The sequence below is a fragment of the Galbibacter sp. PAP.153 genome (assembly GCF_037029175.1).
Lineage (GTDB): Bacteria > Bacteroidota > Bacteroidia > Flavobacteriales > Flavobacteriaceae > Galbibacter > Galbibacter pacificus.
Genome location: NZ_JAZEUN010000025.1, coordinates 19,924 through 36,480, shown reverse-complemented (window position 1 = coordinate 36,480; position 16,557 = coordinate 19,924). Strand labels below are relative to the sequence as shown.

At 41.3% G+C, this 16,557-nt stretch carries 8 protein-coding genes; all 8 read left to right on the top strand.

Annotation, left to right across the window (positions count from 1 at the left end; translation table 11 throughout):
• Positions 1-96: 96 nt before the first annotated feature.
• The 8 genes from UXI14_RS15100 to UXI14_RS15065 all read left to right on the top strand — a co-directional run bounded on the left by UXI14_RS15100 (position 97) and on the right by UXI14_RS15065 (position 16,398).
• Positions 97-1,551, top strand: a complete 1,455-nt coding sequence (locus tag UXI14_RS15100) for a sulfatase (RefSeq protein ID WP_335966835.1) — start codon at positions 97-99, stop codon at positions 1,549-1,551.
• A gap of 1,065 nt (positions 1,552-2,616) precedes the next feature.
• Positions 2,617-7,386 (top strand): hypothetical protein, encoded by a 4,770-nt coding sequence (locus UXI14_RS15095; protein WP_335966834.1) that lies wholly within the window; start codon positions 2,617-2,619, stop codon positions 7,384-7,386.
• A gap of 84 nt (positions 7,387-7,470) precedes the next feature.
• Positions 7,471-7,902, top strand: a complete 432-nt coding sequence (locus UXI14_RS15090) for a lipocalin family protein (RefSeq protein ID WP_335966833.1) — start codon at positions 7,471-7,473, stop codon at positions 7,900-7,902.
• 142 nt (positions 7,903-8,044) lie between these two features.
• Positions 8,045-8,872, top strand: a complete 828-nt coding sequence (locus UXI14_RS15085) for a lipocalin family protein (protein WP_335966832.1) — start codon at positions 8,045-8,047, stop codon at positions 8,870-8,872.
• An 8-nt stretch (positions 8,873-8,880) separates the two neighbouring features.
• Positions 8,881-10,992 carry a hypothetical protein gene (locus UXI14_RS15080; RefSeq protein WP_335966831.1) on the top strand — a complete coding sequence of 704 codons (2,112 nt, stop codon included), beginning with the start codon at positions 8,881-8,883 and terminating at the stop codon, positions 10,990-10,992.
• Positions 10,993-10,997: 5 nt separating this feature from the next.
• Positions 10,998-14,657 (top strand): fibronectin type III domain-containing protein, encoded by a 3,660-nt coding sequence (locus UXI14_RS15075; protein ID WP_335966830.1) that lies wholly within the window; start codon positions 10,998-11,000, stop codon positions 14,655-14,657.
• A complete protein-coding gene (locus UXI14_RS15070; protein WP_335966829.1) occupies positions 14,654-15,646 on the top strand; it encodes a hypothetical protein in 993 nt (330 codons plus the stop codon). Before UXI14_RS15075 ends, UXI14_RS15070 begins: the two co-directional genes overlap by 4 nt.
• A 314-nt stretch (positions 15,647-15,960) precedes the next feature.
• Complete coding sequence (locus tag UXI14_RS15065; protein ID WP_335966828.1) at positions 15,961-16,398, top strand: lipocalin family protein; 438 nt, start codon at positions 15,961-15,963, stop codon at positions 16,396-16,398.
• Positions 16,399-16,557 lie beyond the last annotated feature (159 nt).

The following is a 16,557-nucleotide window of genomic DNA, read 5'->3' as shown; positions in this document are numbered from 1 at the left end:
CTTTATCGGAATCCTTCCCTTTCAATAAATTCGTATCGTCGTAATTCGATAAAGACATTAAAATTCCACAATCCAGCAATTCATTATATTTGGTATATGAAAACACTCCAAAACACCTCCAACTTATGGTTTGTGCTGTCATTTTTTTTGATAGTTTCCTGCCAACCAAAAAAATCAGAAGAAAAAGAAAAAATCGAAACCCCAACGCAGCCCAATGTCGTGATTATTTTTACTGATGACCAAGGGTATGAAGATGTTGGGGCATTTGGTTCCCCGGACATAGAAACGCCCCATTTGGACCAAATGGCAAAAGAAGGCGTAAAGCTCACCAGTTTTTATGCCACACAGGCGGTTTGTTCGGCTTCCAGGGCCAGTTTGCTAACCGGGTGCTATTCCAACAGGATTGGAATCCACCAAGCACTGATGCCCAATTCAAAAATTGGATTGAATCCAGAAGAAACCACCATGGCAGAAATGTTAAAAGCGCAGGGATACCACACGGCTATTTTTGGCAAATGGCATTTGGGCGATGCGCCGCAGTTTATGCCAAACAAGCAAGGCTTTGATGAATATTTCGGTATTCCGTATTCCAACGATATGTGGCCACACCATCCACAGCAGGGGACTGTTTTTAATTTCGACCCGCTTCCGCTATACCACAATGAAAAAATTATTGATACACTCGATGACCAATCGCAATTAACCACGCAAATTACGGAACGGGCAGTAGGATTCATTGAGAAAAACAAAGAAAAACCTTTCTTTTTATATGTTGCACATCCGCAGCCCCATGTTCCTTTATTCGTTTCTGATAAATTCAGGGGGAAATCGAAAAGAGGACTTTACGGCGATGTTATTATGGAAATCGACTGGAGCGTTGGCGAAATACTAAAAACGCTTAAAAACGAAGGAATTGATAAAAATACGCTGGTTATTTTCACATCGGATAACGGCCCATGGCTTTCGTATGGAAATCATGCCGGTTCTGCCGAACCCTTTAGGGAAGGAAAAGGAACCGCTTGGGAAGGCGGGCAACGGGAACCATTTATTGCCCGTTTTCCAGGGAGGTTGCCTAAAAACAAGGTGATAGGAACACCCGTTATGGCCATTGATGTATTGCCGACCATAGCGGCGGTTACCAAAAGTCCGATTCCAAAAAACAAAATAGACGGGAAGAATATATGGAGCATTCTTACCGGAAAAACCAATGAATCACCCCATGAGGCATTTTATTTTTATTACCGGGTGAATGAGCTACATGGCATCCGCTACAAAAACTGGAAGCTGTATTTTCCGCACCGTTACCGAACGATGGACGGTCAGGAGCCAGGAAAAGATGGGTTGCCGGGTGAATACAGATATATAGATATGGACATGGAACTCTACAATTTGGCAACCGATTCCATTGAAAGAAAAAATGTAATTGAACAGCATCCGGAAGTGGTTAGGAAAATGATGGAATTAGCCGATAAGAAACGTGCTGAGCTCGGAGATGCCCTGACTAAGGTCGAAGGAAAAGAAAATCGAAAGCCCGGAAAGGTTGCTGACTAATAGAAGGCTTTTATTATTGCTTACCCCTCGGGAATTATAATGGGAATATTACAAGTTTTATATCTTCTAAAGATAAGATTGATAACACTTTAATTATCATCCGGACCAATAAAGTTGATAAGGGTATTTTCCGGAATGGCTACACCCTCCATTTCTACTTATTATTTCGCTCTAAAAGCACGCAACAAATATGCCGTAATTCTTTTATAGGTTTCAGAAAAGCAATGTTGTTTTAACAACTCTGGGCCTTTATCTGAGCATACAACATTTTAAAATGTTAAAAAACGGCTTGTAATGATACCTTTTGAATAAAAAAAGTAGTCGGAACGTCTATCGGCTTTAACATTCTGGTTGGAACTTTATACCATGTAAAACCTACCTCCGACTACTCGATTAAATTCAAAACGCTATCCATATGAATTCGTCGGTAAACGAAGCGCTATCATTAAAAAGATGCTTAGTGTGTAGAGGGAAAATCGAAAAGCAAGTATAAGCAAATCGATGACCTGTTCCTTGTCTTCCCTAAACCTATAAAAACACAACCGGAAGCAGTTTTAAACAAACTTGCATCGAAGTGAAGAGAATGTTTCCATGGAAATATATATTATGGGATAGTCCCAAAATAGTGAAACGACTTTTGAAAAGGGGAAAAATCCCCTTATCGATAATATGTTAAATTTTAAATGATGTACATTGAAGATTTTTACGGCCTTAACAAGGAACATCCCTTAAGTACCTGCGTATTATACAACATAATAATCCAATATTATATATTGCCATAAGTAGTAAAATAGATGTTTTCGGCAGCTTTTTGTTCTTTATTTCTTTCAAGGGACAGGGAATTATTCAATCATCAAAGCGTAAAATTAAGGAAGTAATTGTCCTACCGGATTCTTCTCGGCTACAAAGGATATTTTCTAAGAAACAAATTCTTTCATTTTCCCGGTCTTTGATTTGTTATAGAAAAAAGTATATTTGTAGTGACTTTTTGCAGTTATCTGTTTCTAAATATAATAAGGAGATTTCTGTTAAGTTGTGCCCTATTTCGATACCTAAACGATGCCTATGAAAAAACTACTACTCTGTATATGTTTTTTTAGTTCCCTGTCAATGTACCCCTCCATCTCTGGAGGTTATGGGCTATCCGATACCGATACGCTCTCACTTGATAAAAAAGGACAGCCCGTATCGTTGAAGAAACAAATTTCCATTTCTTTTTTAGACAAGTTGGAGGCCAAATTTCCAAAGGCAGAAGAAAGCTTAAAGGCAGAAAAAACAGCATCCCCCGAATTCAACTGGCAGTATTTAAAGGAAAGGTATAAACTTCCCGATTCTGTAAATACCCTTCAAAACGAGGCAGCTGCTTCACTTAAGAAAATAGAAGAAAGCGGGCTCTGGGTAGACCGTTTCGGGAATGAAGACATTGTGGCTTTGCCCGTTGGGGTAAAAAATACCATTGGAAATGTAGAATATGCCATAGGTGTGGTAAAGGCAGAGATTAACCCCCAATATACCGAGCTGACCGTTTTTGCCCGCATCAGGATACCCCAGAGCAATGAAAAAGGGGAGCCATTGGAATTATTTTTTGGGGCCGATAACGTAAAACTTTCACATCAGGGAGGTATAGTGGGCGATGCTAAATTGGTCTTGCTCGGGGATATTCCCATTCCTTTTAACGGAGGGAACTGGCTGGTAACGCTTCATGGGGGCTTTGACTACAGCACGGGCTTCACGCCCAATCTAACCTATGCCACAATAGATTGTGACGGGATAAAAAACCTTTCCTTAGACGGCTCTGTGGAGTTTTCCAGAAAATACATTCTTCCGGTAACACCAAACGGTGAGGTGGACCAGGCCTCAGGGAACAGGGTAAGAGCAGATTTTAATGTAACGGTTGAAGATTGGAATGACCTGTTGGTAGGCGTATCTATACAGCCCTTTACCCGTGCTCAAAAGCGAAACAATAACAATTACGACGGAAACTTTCTTTTCTATGTAAATCAAGCCGTATTGGATTTTAGCGATTTGCGCAACGATCCAAATGTGTGGTTTCCGGAATATTATGCCGATAAAGGACTGTTAATGCCCAACCCGAATACCTGGCGGGGAGTGTATATAGAAACCATTGATGTTCGGCTTCCTAAAGAATTTAAAACCAAAGAATCAATTGACCAAAAAAGAAGGGTCGGTTTCGGGGCGCATCATATGATAATTGATTCCTATGGATTATCGGGAACTTTTTATGCCGATAATTTATTTCAGATGGATCAGGGAAGAACCAATGAGCAAAGTGCCTGGGCCTATTCTTTAGATCATATTGAGGTGAGTTTGGCAGCCAATCAATTTATCGGAGCTGAATTGGATGGTCGCATCCTGATGCCGGTATCCAAACAAACCAATGAAAGCGGAAAAATAGGCCTGCGTTATCTCGGGCTCATTACCCAGGAAGAGTATATGCTCCAAGTGGCCACCGATTCCATAGTCGACTTTAATTTATGGAAAGCCAAAGGGCAGTTGTTCCCTAATAGCGGTATCGAATTGCGGGTAGTTGAGGGGAAGTTCAGGCCAAAGGCCATTTTAAACGGACGGTTGGCAATCAATGCCAGTCAGAAGAAAACATTGGCAAACGAAGGGCAACCGGCACCCACAGGGCAAGATTCTACGGCACTGGTCCAGTTCAAGGGGATCGAGTTCCAACAATTTGTGCTGCAAACAGAAAGTCCAGCACTTTCCATAGGCTACTTGGGATATAGGGATGAAGTGAAATTTGGCAACTTCCCTGTGTCCATTGCCAATATAGAATTAACTGCACAAGCAAATTATGCATCCTTATGGTTTGACCTGAACATCAATTTAATGGACGGGGCAGGATTTGGGGGTTCCACCCGATTGGGGGTCCAGGCATTAAATGAGGAGCGGGATTACAGGCAACGTTGGGGGTATGACGGGCTTGATATGGGAATGATTTCGGTCTCCGCGAACATGGGGGCCTTTGCTTTCTATGGTTCCTTGACCATCATGGATGACGATCCTGAATATGGGGATGGCTTTGCCGGGGAATTAAGTGCAACGTTCAATGGATTAAAGGGGGTTGAGGTCAGTGCCAAAGGGATCTTTGGAAGGGTCGACGGTTATCGGTACTGGTACTTTGATGCCAGTGTGAACAATTTGGTGCCGCCAGGAACGACTACAGGATTTATAACACCTAAAGGGTTTGCCGGAGGTGCTTATTATAAAATGAAGCGAAGGGGCTTTGGTTCTGAATTCTCACCTTCCGGGTTGTCATATGTACCTGATAAAGAGCAAGGTTTGGGTGTAAAAGCTATGATGATGTGCTCCATAGGGGCCAACGGAGTGGTTGACGCGGGAGCAGGTTTTGAAATCCTTTTCAATAAAAATGGAGGGGTGTCCCGAATGGGCTTTTTTGGACAGGCAAAATTTATGGCAGACCTCCCCTTGGGAGATGATATAAATGCCTTGATGGGCAAAGTAAAGGAAAATGCCCCTGCCTTGGACGATTATATCAATGTTGACCCCAGTTCATCACTTGCCAAAGTTGGAAAGCCCTTTTTGCAGAAAGCAGAAATGAGCTTTCCTGAAATCAATACGCAAATGGGGGTAGAGGCCAGTCTGGGTATTGAATTCGATTTTGAGAATTCTACCCTTCACGGGGAATTGGATGTTTTTGTAAATGTTGCCGGAGGGGTTGTTGAAGGACGGGCCAGTGGCGGAAGGGCCGGATGGGCCGTATATCATGCATCACCAAATGAATGGTATCTCCATATGGGAACCCCTACCGACCGCCTGGGTTTAAAAATCGGTGTCGGCCCTGTCTCTGTAAAATCAGGAGGCTATTTTATGATAGGAGATAAAATCCCGGGAAGTCCACCTCCACCACCTATCGTAGCGGAAATTTTAAAGGAAGATGTGCAAAACCTTGATTATATGCGGGACCTGAATGCGCTTGGTGAAGGCCGTGGCTTTGCTTTTGGTGCCGATATATCCGTGGATACGGGCGACATCAACTTCTTGATCCTCTATGCGAGGTTCCAGGCAGGTGCCGGATTTGATATCATGCTGAAGGATTATGGTGAAGCGGCCTGTTCAAACAGGGGCGGGAAACAAATCGGAATCGACGGTTGGTATGCCAACGGGCAGGCGTATGCGTATTTGCAAGGAGAATTGGGAATCAATATCAAACTTTTCTTTGTACGAAAGAAGATACCCATTATTAAGGGTGCGGCAGCAGTTTTATTGCAGGCAAAAGCCCCGAATCCCGTTTGGATGAAGGGCTATGTGGCTGGTGAATTTAACCTTCTTGGAGGACTTGTAAAAGGAAATTTCCGGTTAAAACTGACCATTGGGGAAGAATGTGAGCTGATGAATGCTTCACCTTTGGGTGGCATGAAAATAATTGCTGATGTTACCCCCAAGGACGGTACCAAAGACATTGATGTATTTGCCGCGCCTCAGGCCACGTTCTCCATGAAAGTCAATCAGCCGATTGTAATTCCGGAAGACCAGGGGGATAAAACCTATAAAATTCTTGTAGATAAATTCAGGATTGTCCATAATGGAAAAGAAATCCCCGGGAAAATAAAATGGGGTATGAACGGTGATCGGGGAACGTTTATTTCTACCGATATCTTACCCCCGCATCAGCCAATGAAGGTTGAGGTGGAAGTGAGCTTTCAGGAATACGTAAACGGAAACTACCGGACCCTGATGGTGGATGGTAAAAAAGCAGTGGAAACCGAAGTCCGTAATTTCACCACGGGGGAAGCCCCCGACCATATCCCCTTGCATAACATTGTGTATGCCTATCCGGTAATCGATCAAAAATATTTCTTGCAGGAAGAACACGGTCAAGGATATATCCAGTTGGAACGCGGACAGGATTACCTGTTCGATCTGGCCGATTGGAAAACCGATGTCAAAATGGTGGACCAGACCGGAAAGGAAACCATGGCAGCGTTTAATTATCAAACAACAGACAATAAAGTGTACTACAACCTGCCGGAACTGAAAAATACCGCCAAATATAAAATGGCCATTGTAAGTACGACCAAAAAGAAAAGTACATCGGGCAGCAAAGCAACTTATGAGAACAAAAATGTTGGGGATGGGAACACTGCCCAAATCCGTCAAACGCAGGCAGAAAGCATTATCAAAGAAGGAGAGATAGACCGCTTGAGCTATGATTTTTCGACCAGCAAGTACAATACCTTTACAGAAAAGGCAAGGGCCATAAAAACGGTGAGCCGGAACTGGGGCAAGATCTATTCCGATGTCATCTTTTTGGCAAACCGGATACAAAGCGACGAAACCTTTGATGTCGCAGAGCTAACCGGAAATGATTATACCGAAAACAAACCTTTGGTAAGTGTAACGGCAACCTTGACCGATGATTATTACCAAAAGGATATGAAACCGCCCATATACGGGCAATATCCGCTTGGGGGAACATATAGGGTTGAAAACCGTGAAGAAGATGGATACGGGATGCCGCCCAGAAAAGCGGTACCGGTGTTGGCGTACTATTTGAGCAGTGCCCAAAACAATGTCGAGCATGCATGGATGCAGACCAACTTCCCGTATTTCTATAACCTGCCGCTTATTTACAAGAAGGATTGGGTGGATTTACGTTCGCAAATACTAAATGATTATGTAGATGGCCTGGTACCAAAGGGAAGTTCGGCGGCGGCATTTTTGGACAAGGACTTTTACTTTATGCGCTATGGGAAATACACCATCGATATGCAGTATGTATTGCCGGGAGGTGGAAAAGGGACCGGTTACCGATACGGTTTTAAGAACAACAACAGGTTTAGATAAAAAAATCCAGGTGAAGTGCAGTCTTAGTAAATAAAAGAACAAATGCACAGAATTGATTAACAGTAATTTAAAATTTTTAAAAGAATGAAAAAAGTAATGTATGTCTTAATGGTGGCAGTAATACCTTTTGTGGCCTGTAGCAGTGATGATGATAATGGCGGACAGGATCCAATTGTTGGAAAATGGCTACTATCAGCATCGGTAGAATATAAAGATGGTGAACAGATACAGAATGAGCAATTGTCTGAGTGTGAAAAAGAATCATTGATAGAATATAGAGTTGATGGAGGAGGCTCATCTAGCCGTAGTTATATTGAAGATGGAGAATGTGTAGGTGATGGATATGGTTTAACGTGGAGAAATATAGGAAATGGAATTTATGCAATTTCTGTAAATAAGCAAGCAGAGGAAGAGTATTCAGTTGTTGTACATGGAAAAACTTTAATGATAAGTCAATCTTATGAAGATGCAGGAATAGAATATTCATATACTGAGACGTTTAAGTCAATAGACTAAAAATAAAATTACTTTATCTGAATTAGTACATTAGTACCAGTATTTATGTAGTGTTAAGAAATTTCAAGGTATAAGTACAGCCTTGGAAAATAGAAGAGCAAGTGAAGAAAATTGATTAATAGTAAAATAAATTTTTAAAGGAATGAAAAAAACAATGTTTATAGTAATGGTGACAGTAATGTCTTTTGTAGCCTGTAGTAGTGATGATGATAATTCACAAGAGCCAACCATTGATCCAATAGTTGGCAAGTGGTATCAAATAGAGGAACGACAGATAGTAAATGGGGAAGAAACAACTTTTCTGATGAATGCCTGTGAAAAAATGGACAATTTTGATATTAAAGAAGACGGAACTATTCTTTCCACATTTCATTACAGAGATGCAAATGATGAATGTCAAAAAGATGGGAGTCAAAATATAGATTGGATGATTTCTGCTGAAGGAGTATATACTTTTACATACATAGAAGACGATGGATATACAACTGAAGTGAAGCTGGAAGGAGAAACCTTAATAGAGACGTATACATATACTTCAGGGGATTCTAGTGTGCAAGATATTCACGTTTATTCAATGACACCTGATGAAAGTGGGGATGATGAGGGCGTGCAGCAAGAAGATCCAGTTATTGGGAAATGGCAATATACCGAAGCAATCGAGTATATGAATGGAGAACAACAATCATCAGAATTATCGGAATGTGAAAAACAGTCAATCATTGAATTTAGAGTAGATGGGACGCTAATTTCAGAGTTTTTCGATGAAGATGGTACAGACTGTGTCTCACAAGGAGTTGATAACCTTCAATGGGAAAACAAAGGAGAAGGTGTATATGAAACAAGATATGAAAATGGAGATAAATACACTGCAAAAATTACTTTTAATAAAAACACTTTTACATCGGAAGAAACATATGTAGATGGTGAAAATACTTATACAAATGTTGACACCTATACAAAAATTGATTAAATATCCTAATGTATTTAAGCCTTACTTATCCATATAAAAAAACAGTTCTTACATTGTTAGCATTGCTGTTTGTGTCTATAACACAAGCACAATACAACCCTACAGTGAGTGATACGGCTGCAGTTCAACTACATGCCCGTGCCCAACAGGACAAAATATTGTTGCGTTGGGCAGTGGACAGGCCTTTGGAATGGCAACGGGCCAATACCTATGGTTTTTATTTGGATAAGTATGTGTTCAAAAGAAACGGGGTTCGGGTCGACCCCTTGGAAAAGGTCAACCCGGCCCCTATTTTCATCAAGGCCGATCCCGTAGCGGAGTGGCAACAAATAGTAGGAGAAAACGATTATGCAGCCATTATTGCCCAAGCTTTATATGGAGAAGGTTTTGAGGTGGAAGGCACACAAAACCAAGGGCAACTGGCAGAAATTGTCAATACCGTTCAGGAAATAGAGCAGCGCTTTTCCTTCGGGCTTTATGCCGCCGACATGAACTTTAAAGCCGCAGTAAAGGCCGGATGGGGCTATGTGGATTACGAGGTGAAATCCGGCGAAGAGTATGTATATCAAATAAAAACAGCCATTCCGCCAGAAGTGGCTATAGTTAAAAGTGCATCGGTGCTGGCAGGAATTGATGAATATGAAGAACTTCCAAAACCTATGGGGCTACATGGGGTTTGGGGCGATAAAAATGTGATGCTTACTTGGGAATACGCACTTTTTAAAACCGTGTATACCTCTTATAACGTAGAACGTTCTGAGGATGGCACCAACTTTAAGGAACTGAGCCCAACCCCAATCGTCAACCTGAACGACAAGCCCAATGCCCCTGCCAAGCGCATGTACTATGTGGATACCTTGGCACAAAACCACAAAAAATATTACTACAGGGTTTACGGTATCTCTCCATTTGGGGAAAAAGGGCCCTATTCGGAAGTGATATCGGGGGAAGCAAGCCCGACTTTGGTGTTCACCCCCAAAATAGCAAACTTTGAATGGACAGACAATGAAAATGAAGCGCTCATCCAATGGGAATACCCCAAAGAAGGTGAAGCCCTTATCAAAAAGTTCACCATGACCCGCGCCGATAAGGACGAAGGACCATACGAACTCATTTTCGATAGCATTCCCAAACACAAAAGGGAAATAGTGTATTCAGAATTGAATCCATCCAATTATATAAAAATACAAGCAGTAGGAGAAAACAACCAAATAAAGGAATCTTTTTCCACCCTGATACAGCCGGTGGATTCCATTCCGCCATCACCTCCGATAGAACTGAAAGGCACCATAGACAGTCTGGGCGTGGTAACGGTATCGTGGCAGGCCAATACTGAAAAAGATATATTGGGTTATCGGGTGTTCAGAAAAAATATTGAAAAAGAAGAACCAGTACAGTTGACCGTGACACCCATTGAAACCATGAACTTTAAGGATACGGTGCAGTTAAAATCCCTCAACGGTAAAGTATACTACAACATTATTGCGGTGGATAAACGTTACAACCAATCCGGTTTTTCAGAGACCTTAATGTTGGAAAAGCCGGATGTGGTACCTCCGTCATCGCCTATTTTTACCGATTACAAAGTGGTAGATGGCACGGTTCAGCTACAATGGGAACCAAGCACCGAAGAACGTGCTACCCACAACTTATACAAAAAAAACATAAGTGATGATACGGCTTGGGAAGTTGTTTACTCAACCAACGATACCGTAAAAAGATACACCGATAAAGCAGTAGCCAGAAACAAAACCTATCGCTATGCCATAATGGCGACCGATAAAAACGGGTTGGAATCAGAACCTTCTACCCCTATTACAGTTACGGTTACCAGTATAGAACCCAAAGCATCTATAAAATCCTTGTCGGGCTATGCCGATAGGGAAAATCATGTAATAGAACTCCACTGGAAGCTGCAAAATGAAGAAACGGTTGCCGAGGTGACCATCTATAAGAATGCAAGCGGACAACCTCCCGTAACCTTTAAGGTGTTACCGGCAAAGATTACTGAGCTTAAGGATAAAAACATTAACCCCAACAATACCTATAGTTACCATATACGGGCAACCCTAAAAACAGGGGAGCTTTCACAATTGGAAACTGTGGATATAAAATATTAAGAGGTATGAAGGGAGGGTTACAACAACTTTTCGATCATTTACTACAGGCTGCCCACCGCAAACTGTTCACCGCAATCTACCTACTGCTGTTCTGCCACCAGCTGACCGCCCAGGTCTACCCCGTACAGGTACACACGCAGCTTATCCCGCCCTACAGCTTAAAACTGTCCGATTACGTGACCGCACAGAGCGACAAGTTCATCGCCAACGTGCTCATGACCGACGTGAACGAATACAACAGGCAGCTCCGGTTCCGGCTGACCATCAAAGGGAACGGGCTCAATATCCGTTCCAATGATTTTGTCATCGGTGCCAATCCCGTCTTTGCCGATGGGGGCGTTCCGCTAAGGCTCACCAATATCGACCTGCGCCCGTATTTCGAACTGCAGAACCTGCAGGGCATCACCCCGCAGCAGTACAACAATCCGCTACCGGACGGCAATTACAGTTTCTGTTTGGAAGTCTTCGATTGGGTATCGGGTCAACGGCTGTCGAACCCACAATTGGGGTGCGCCAATGCATACCTTATTGTCAACGACCCACCGTTTTTGAACCTGCCGAGAAAAGGGGATTTGGTAGAGGCAGAGAACCCGCAGAACATTGTTTTCAACTGGACGCCAAGGCACCTGAACGCCATCAACGTACAGTACGAGTTTGAGCTCCGGGAACTATGGGACACACAGATAGGCCCACAGGCAGCCTTTTTGGCAAGTCCCAACTTGTACCAGACCACCACCCGGAACAATACCTTGTTGTACGGCCCGGGGAAGACGCCGCTTTTGGAAAACAAGACCTATGCGTGGCGGGTACGCGCCTTGGTCAGCGATGGTATCAGCGAGACCTCGGTGTTCAGGAACAACGGTCATAGCGAGATATTCTACTTTACCTATACGGCCGATTGCAGTGCCCCCGGGTATATTTTGGCAAAATCGCTCAGCAGCGACAGCGAGGAGATTACATGGCAGCCCAACCTGGACCACCAGGCGTATAAGGTACAGTACAAAAAGAAAGGGGTGCGCGGTGCGGTTTGGTTCGATGTCAACGCCATCAACCCGCAGGCACGCATCTACAACCTGGAGCCGGGCACCACCTATGAGTTCCGTGTGGGCGGGCAGTGCATGTTGCCCATAGCCAATCAGGAACCAAGGTATAGCTATAGTGCCGTACAGGAATTTACCACGCCGATAAAAACGGCAGACAGTTACTATAATTGTGGCATAGCCCCCGAAATACGTATCAGCAACAAAACCCCGCTGCCAAGCCTTGCTGCCAATGAGGTGTTCACCGCCGGCGACTTCCCGGTAACGGTAAAAGAAGTGGAGGGGCAAAACGGGACCTATAGCGGGGCAGGTTATATTGTAGTACCCTACCTGGCCGATACGAAAATAGCCGTAGAATTCAATAACATCCGCATCAATACCGATTACCAGCTGTATGCTGGGACGCTTTACACCACCTATGATCCCAATTGGGGCAATGTGGACGATGTGAGAGATGAACTTGATGCTGTTGCCGAGATACCGGAGGCAGTACAGGAAATTGTGCAAGCCCTTGATGAAACCTTAGATAAGATAATTGCAAGAATCAAGGAAAATATTAACATCAATCAACAGGCAAACATATTTATAGAGTTGATGCAGGAAGCCTTGGACAATCCAAACAATGGACTGAGCATTGGCGAACAGGAAAACCTTAAAAAATTTATAGGTGATAAGGATAAGGTAAAGGAGGCTATTAGAAAGGCAAAACAAGATATCGCCGAAAATAAGAATGATAAAATTATCAAACAAAACTTAGTTTCTGGTTTTGCCCCATCGCCGACTGATATACCTGAAGACGTAGAAGCCAACAAAGAGATTGCTTTTGAAGATTTTGAAGTTTTACAAAAGCTACAAAGCGAACAACCAACAATTACCTATATATCCCCGGCAGGAGTTCCTGTAATTTTACCAAAGGAAGCTAAGCCTCATTTTCTAAAAAAGAATAGTTTAAATGTAGCTTATGGGGTATTATGCGGGTTTACTTTAAACGACTCTATCTATAACGGTTATCACAAAGAGGGCAAATTCACAGGATATAAAATAGCCAAAGGGAAAGCCCCATATACTTTTTCAGAACCTATATCTAATATTGTCAAAGCTACAATCATCCAACGGATAGCCTACTTGGACTGCCAATATTTTGTGGTAGAGGGTACATACCAAGCTCCTGCCTTAAACAAAACGGGGGAAGGCGACCTAATCACCAAACTTTCGTTTACAGGAGAGTTGGAGCTTGTAAAAAATGATTTGGCAACTTACAATGAGTGTTTGCCCGATATAAGCCGTATTGCTTACGATGAACATTTGTGGGGTCAGTATAATACATATGGTAGGGGCGGTTTCTTACGTTTTACACAGGCAGAAAATGGCAGCTTGGTCTATGTATATATCGTAGGTGAAGGGGAAAACGGTAGTATGGTGGGCTGGCAGTACCACGTCAAGAGCGGGAAATGGTATATCTTTAATGAACCGCCGCGTGGTTGCCTGTCCTGCGACCTGTATTTTCTGTTTGGGGCTATCTTTAGTAAAGACGCAGGGCATTTGGCACTGGACGGCTTGGGGATGGTCCCGGTAGTGGGGGAAGCCTTTGATGCCGCCAACGGTATTTGGTACACTGTAGAGGGGGAATATGGTAATGCAGCAATCTCGTTTGCTTCCACCATACCCTTGGTATATGCAACCACTGTGAAAAATATAGGCAAGGTTGTAAAACTGGCTGATGGCACCTACCAAGTGGTAAAGTTCTCAGCCAAAGAAACCGAAGGGTTTATAGCCCAGTTGAAAAGGTTTAACTTAGATGCGGATGCTTTAAAGGTTCTTAATAAAGATTTAAACAATAAGGCTTTTGCGGAAGCAATTCAGAAAAACCCTAAATTGGTCGAGGGCTGGAAACTCTTAAATGATGCAGGAAGAACAGGGCTAAAAACCAATGTGAATGCATTAGAAGCATTACAGAATTTACGATCTCATCCGAAAATGACAACTCTCAAACAGGCTGGTAATATAACTGATATAGACCTCGCCAGTATCCAAGGTTTTTCAGGGGCAAGCTTTGAAGAAGTTACCAATCAAATCACTCGACTACTAGATAACCATAGTAGTACATTAAATGGCTTTGAGAGTGTAATTAACACAATGAAGCGAACTGCCCAAGCTGATAATGCAAAAAAGGGAATGTATTGGATGATTAGAGATGTAACTGATGACGTTGATAATTTAGCGGGTAAGAATCTTACTCTTGAATTTGGTATTGATAATGCACGCGGTACTACTTCGAGAATAGATGTTTTTTGCGAAGACTGTATACCAAACAATTTGAAAATCGAGTATAAATCAGGACCTGGAAGTATATCATCAAGTACTATCAAGGAACAGTTTATTGAACGAGATTTATTTAACGCTAATAGTTTGGATGAAATCCAATGGCGAATGGAGGATACCGGTTTATCAAAAGAAAAATTTATTGGTTGGATGACAGAACATAAAACAAGTATCGAAAATTTAGGATATGAGAAAGTAAAAAGTTTTTATCCAAATGATGAGTTTATGACCTCAAGTAATTTTGCAGATAGATTCATTTCTAAGTTCAATAATGAATCCATTTTTAATTCTATTTTTAAATGATACATAAGGTTTCAGAAATATCTGGTGTATGGAAATTTATTCACCAAGAACAAAGCTCCGAGATATACTTTTTAAATAAAGACAAGTATCTATCTGTTTGTCGGCATGATTCCGTTGAATTTGAGTTAGATGATATTAAATGTGAAATTGTCGAAAAGTGGAGGGAAGGATATATAATCAACGAAAGCCTATATTTTAAAACAGGTAATAAAGCTATACCTCTTTTTGATAAGGATACATACAAAGTATTGATAATTAGTAATGATGAATTGTTAATTAAGTCACTTGACTTTGAAAAGGAAGAAATCAGATATGGGATCTATCATTTTCCAACTAAACAAATAGATTGGCTAAATCAGGTTTACGGTTCAAAACCAAGAATAATCATTAAAAGCAATTCTTTAGTTTCAACAACAGATAATTCCATAATAGTAACTAATCTTAATGATGGAAAAGAATGGAAACAAGCCTATTTAGAGCTTTTAGGGTCAGACAAGGCGAATTTACATAGCCAAATTTTGTACAGTGATGACAAGTTGTTTTTTGGAATAGATGGAAATGAAAATAGAGGGGTTTTTGTATTAGATATAGAGACAGGAGAGCTATTAAAGAAGTTTGACACAGAAAGCTATGAAATTTTCAAGGACGGAGATTTTATTTACACTACTAAATTTCAAAATGTGCTATGCCGAATTAATACGAAAAGTTTAAAGCTTGAAGAGTGGGACTGTGATGCTTTGGTTACAGAAAATGGCTTCCATAGCATTCACGACCACCGTTGTGATGTTATGAACGGTAAGTTTTGTTTCACCCAATCTCTTGGAGATAACAAAGCGAAACTTGGAGTGTTAGATTTTGAAACGAAAGAGTTGGTGTATAAATATGAGTTTAAACCTGAAAATGGAGCTATCGGTAGTATCCAGATTAATGATGCTCGGATATTTGTACATACACAAGATAATACCCTCCACATCTTTGAAAAAGAATAAATGAGATTATTGAAACCACTATATTATTTACTTTTCTTCCTTGGTTTGTTGTCAGCGACAATACAAGCAACCCAACTATTTCTTCCCCCTCCGCTAGCGCGAGCGTCACGCTCGTACCGGTCATGAATAAGATAAAAAAGTAAACAAATAATAACAATAAAAAAAGAATAACGAAGCAAAAAATAAAAGAAACAAAAAAACACAACAATAACCCTCCTTTAAGGTAAAAGTGCAGCCTTAGGGGAGAAATATTAAACAAATACACATAAACAAATATTTAACATTTAAAAATTTTAAAAATGATGAAAAAAGTAATGTACTTATGCCTAATGGTGGCTTTAATGCCTTTTGTGGCCTGTAGCAGTGATGATGGTGAAGATCCATATCCTATAGAAGGGACTTGGATAAGCCTTCAAAGTAATACAGATTATTATGAAGATGGAGAGAAAACATCTGAATATAATGTAACCTATGATGAAAATAATTATTACCAAATAGTTTTTAGGGTTAATGGTTCGGTTACAACTACTGAATATATAGATGGAGTAGCTGAGGAGACTCCTTTTGAGGGAACTTACCTAATAGAAGGTAACACGATAAAGATATATTATACAGAGGACCAGCAAAACATAATAGACACAGTTTCCTTTTCTATCAATGGGAACACCCTTAGTATTTCTGGTGAAGAGAAAGAGGAATATGAAGGAGTTCTTTATAAGGAAGTTTATACAAACACGTATGAAAAACAATAAAAAGAAACAAGTATATAAGGCACGGATAATAATTATTCGTGCCAAAATTTAAATGAAGAAGTCCAAACAAAAAACAAATGAATTATAAACTATTACTTAACTATACTCTTATGCTTATAAGGTAATTTGTTTGGCTACTATCAAACCGATAATAAACAG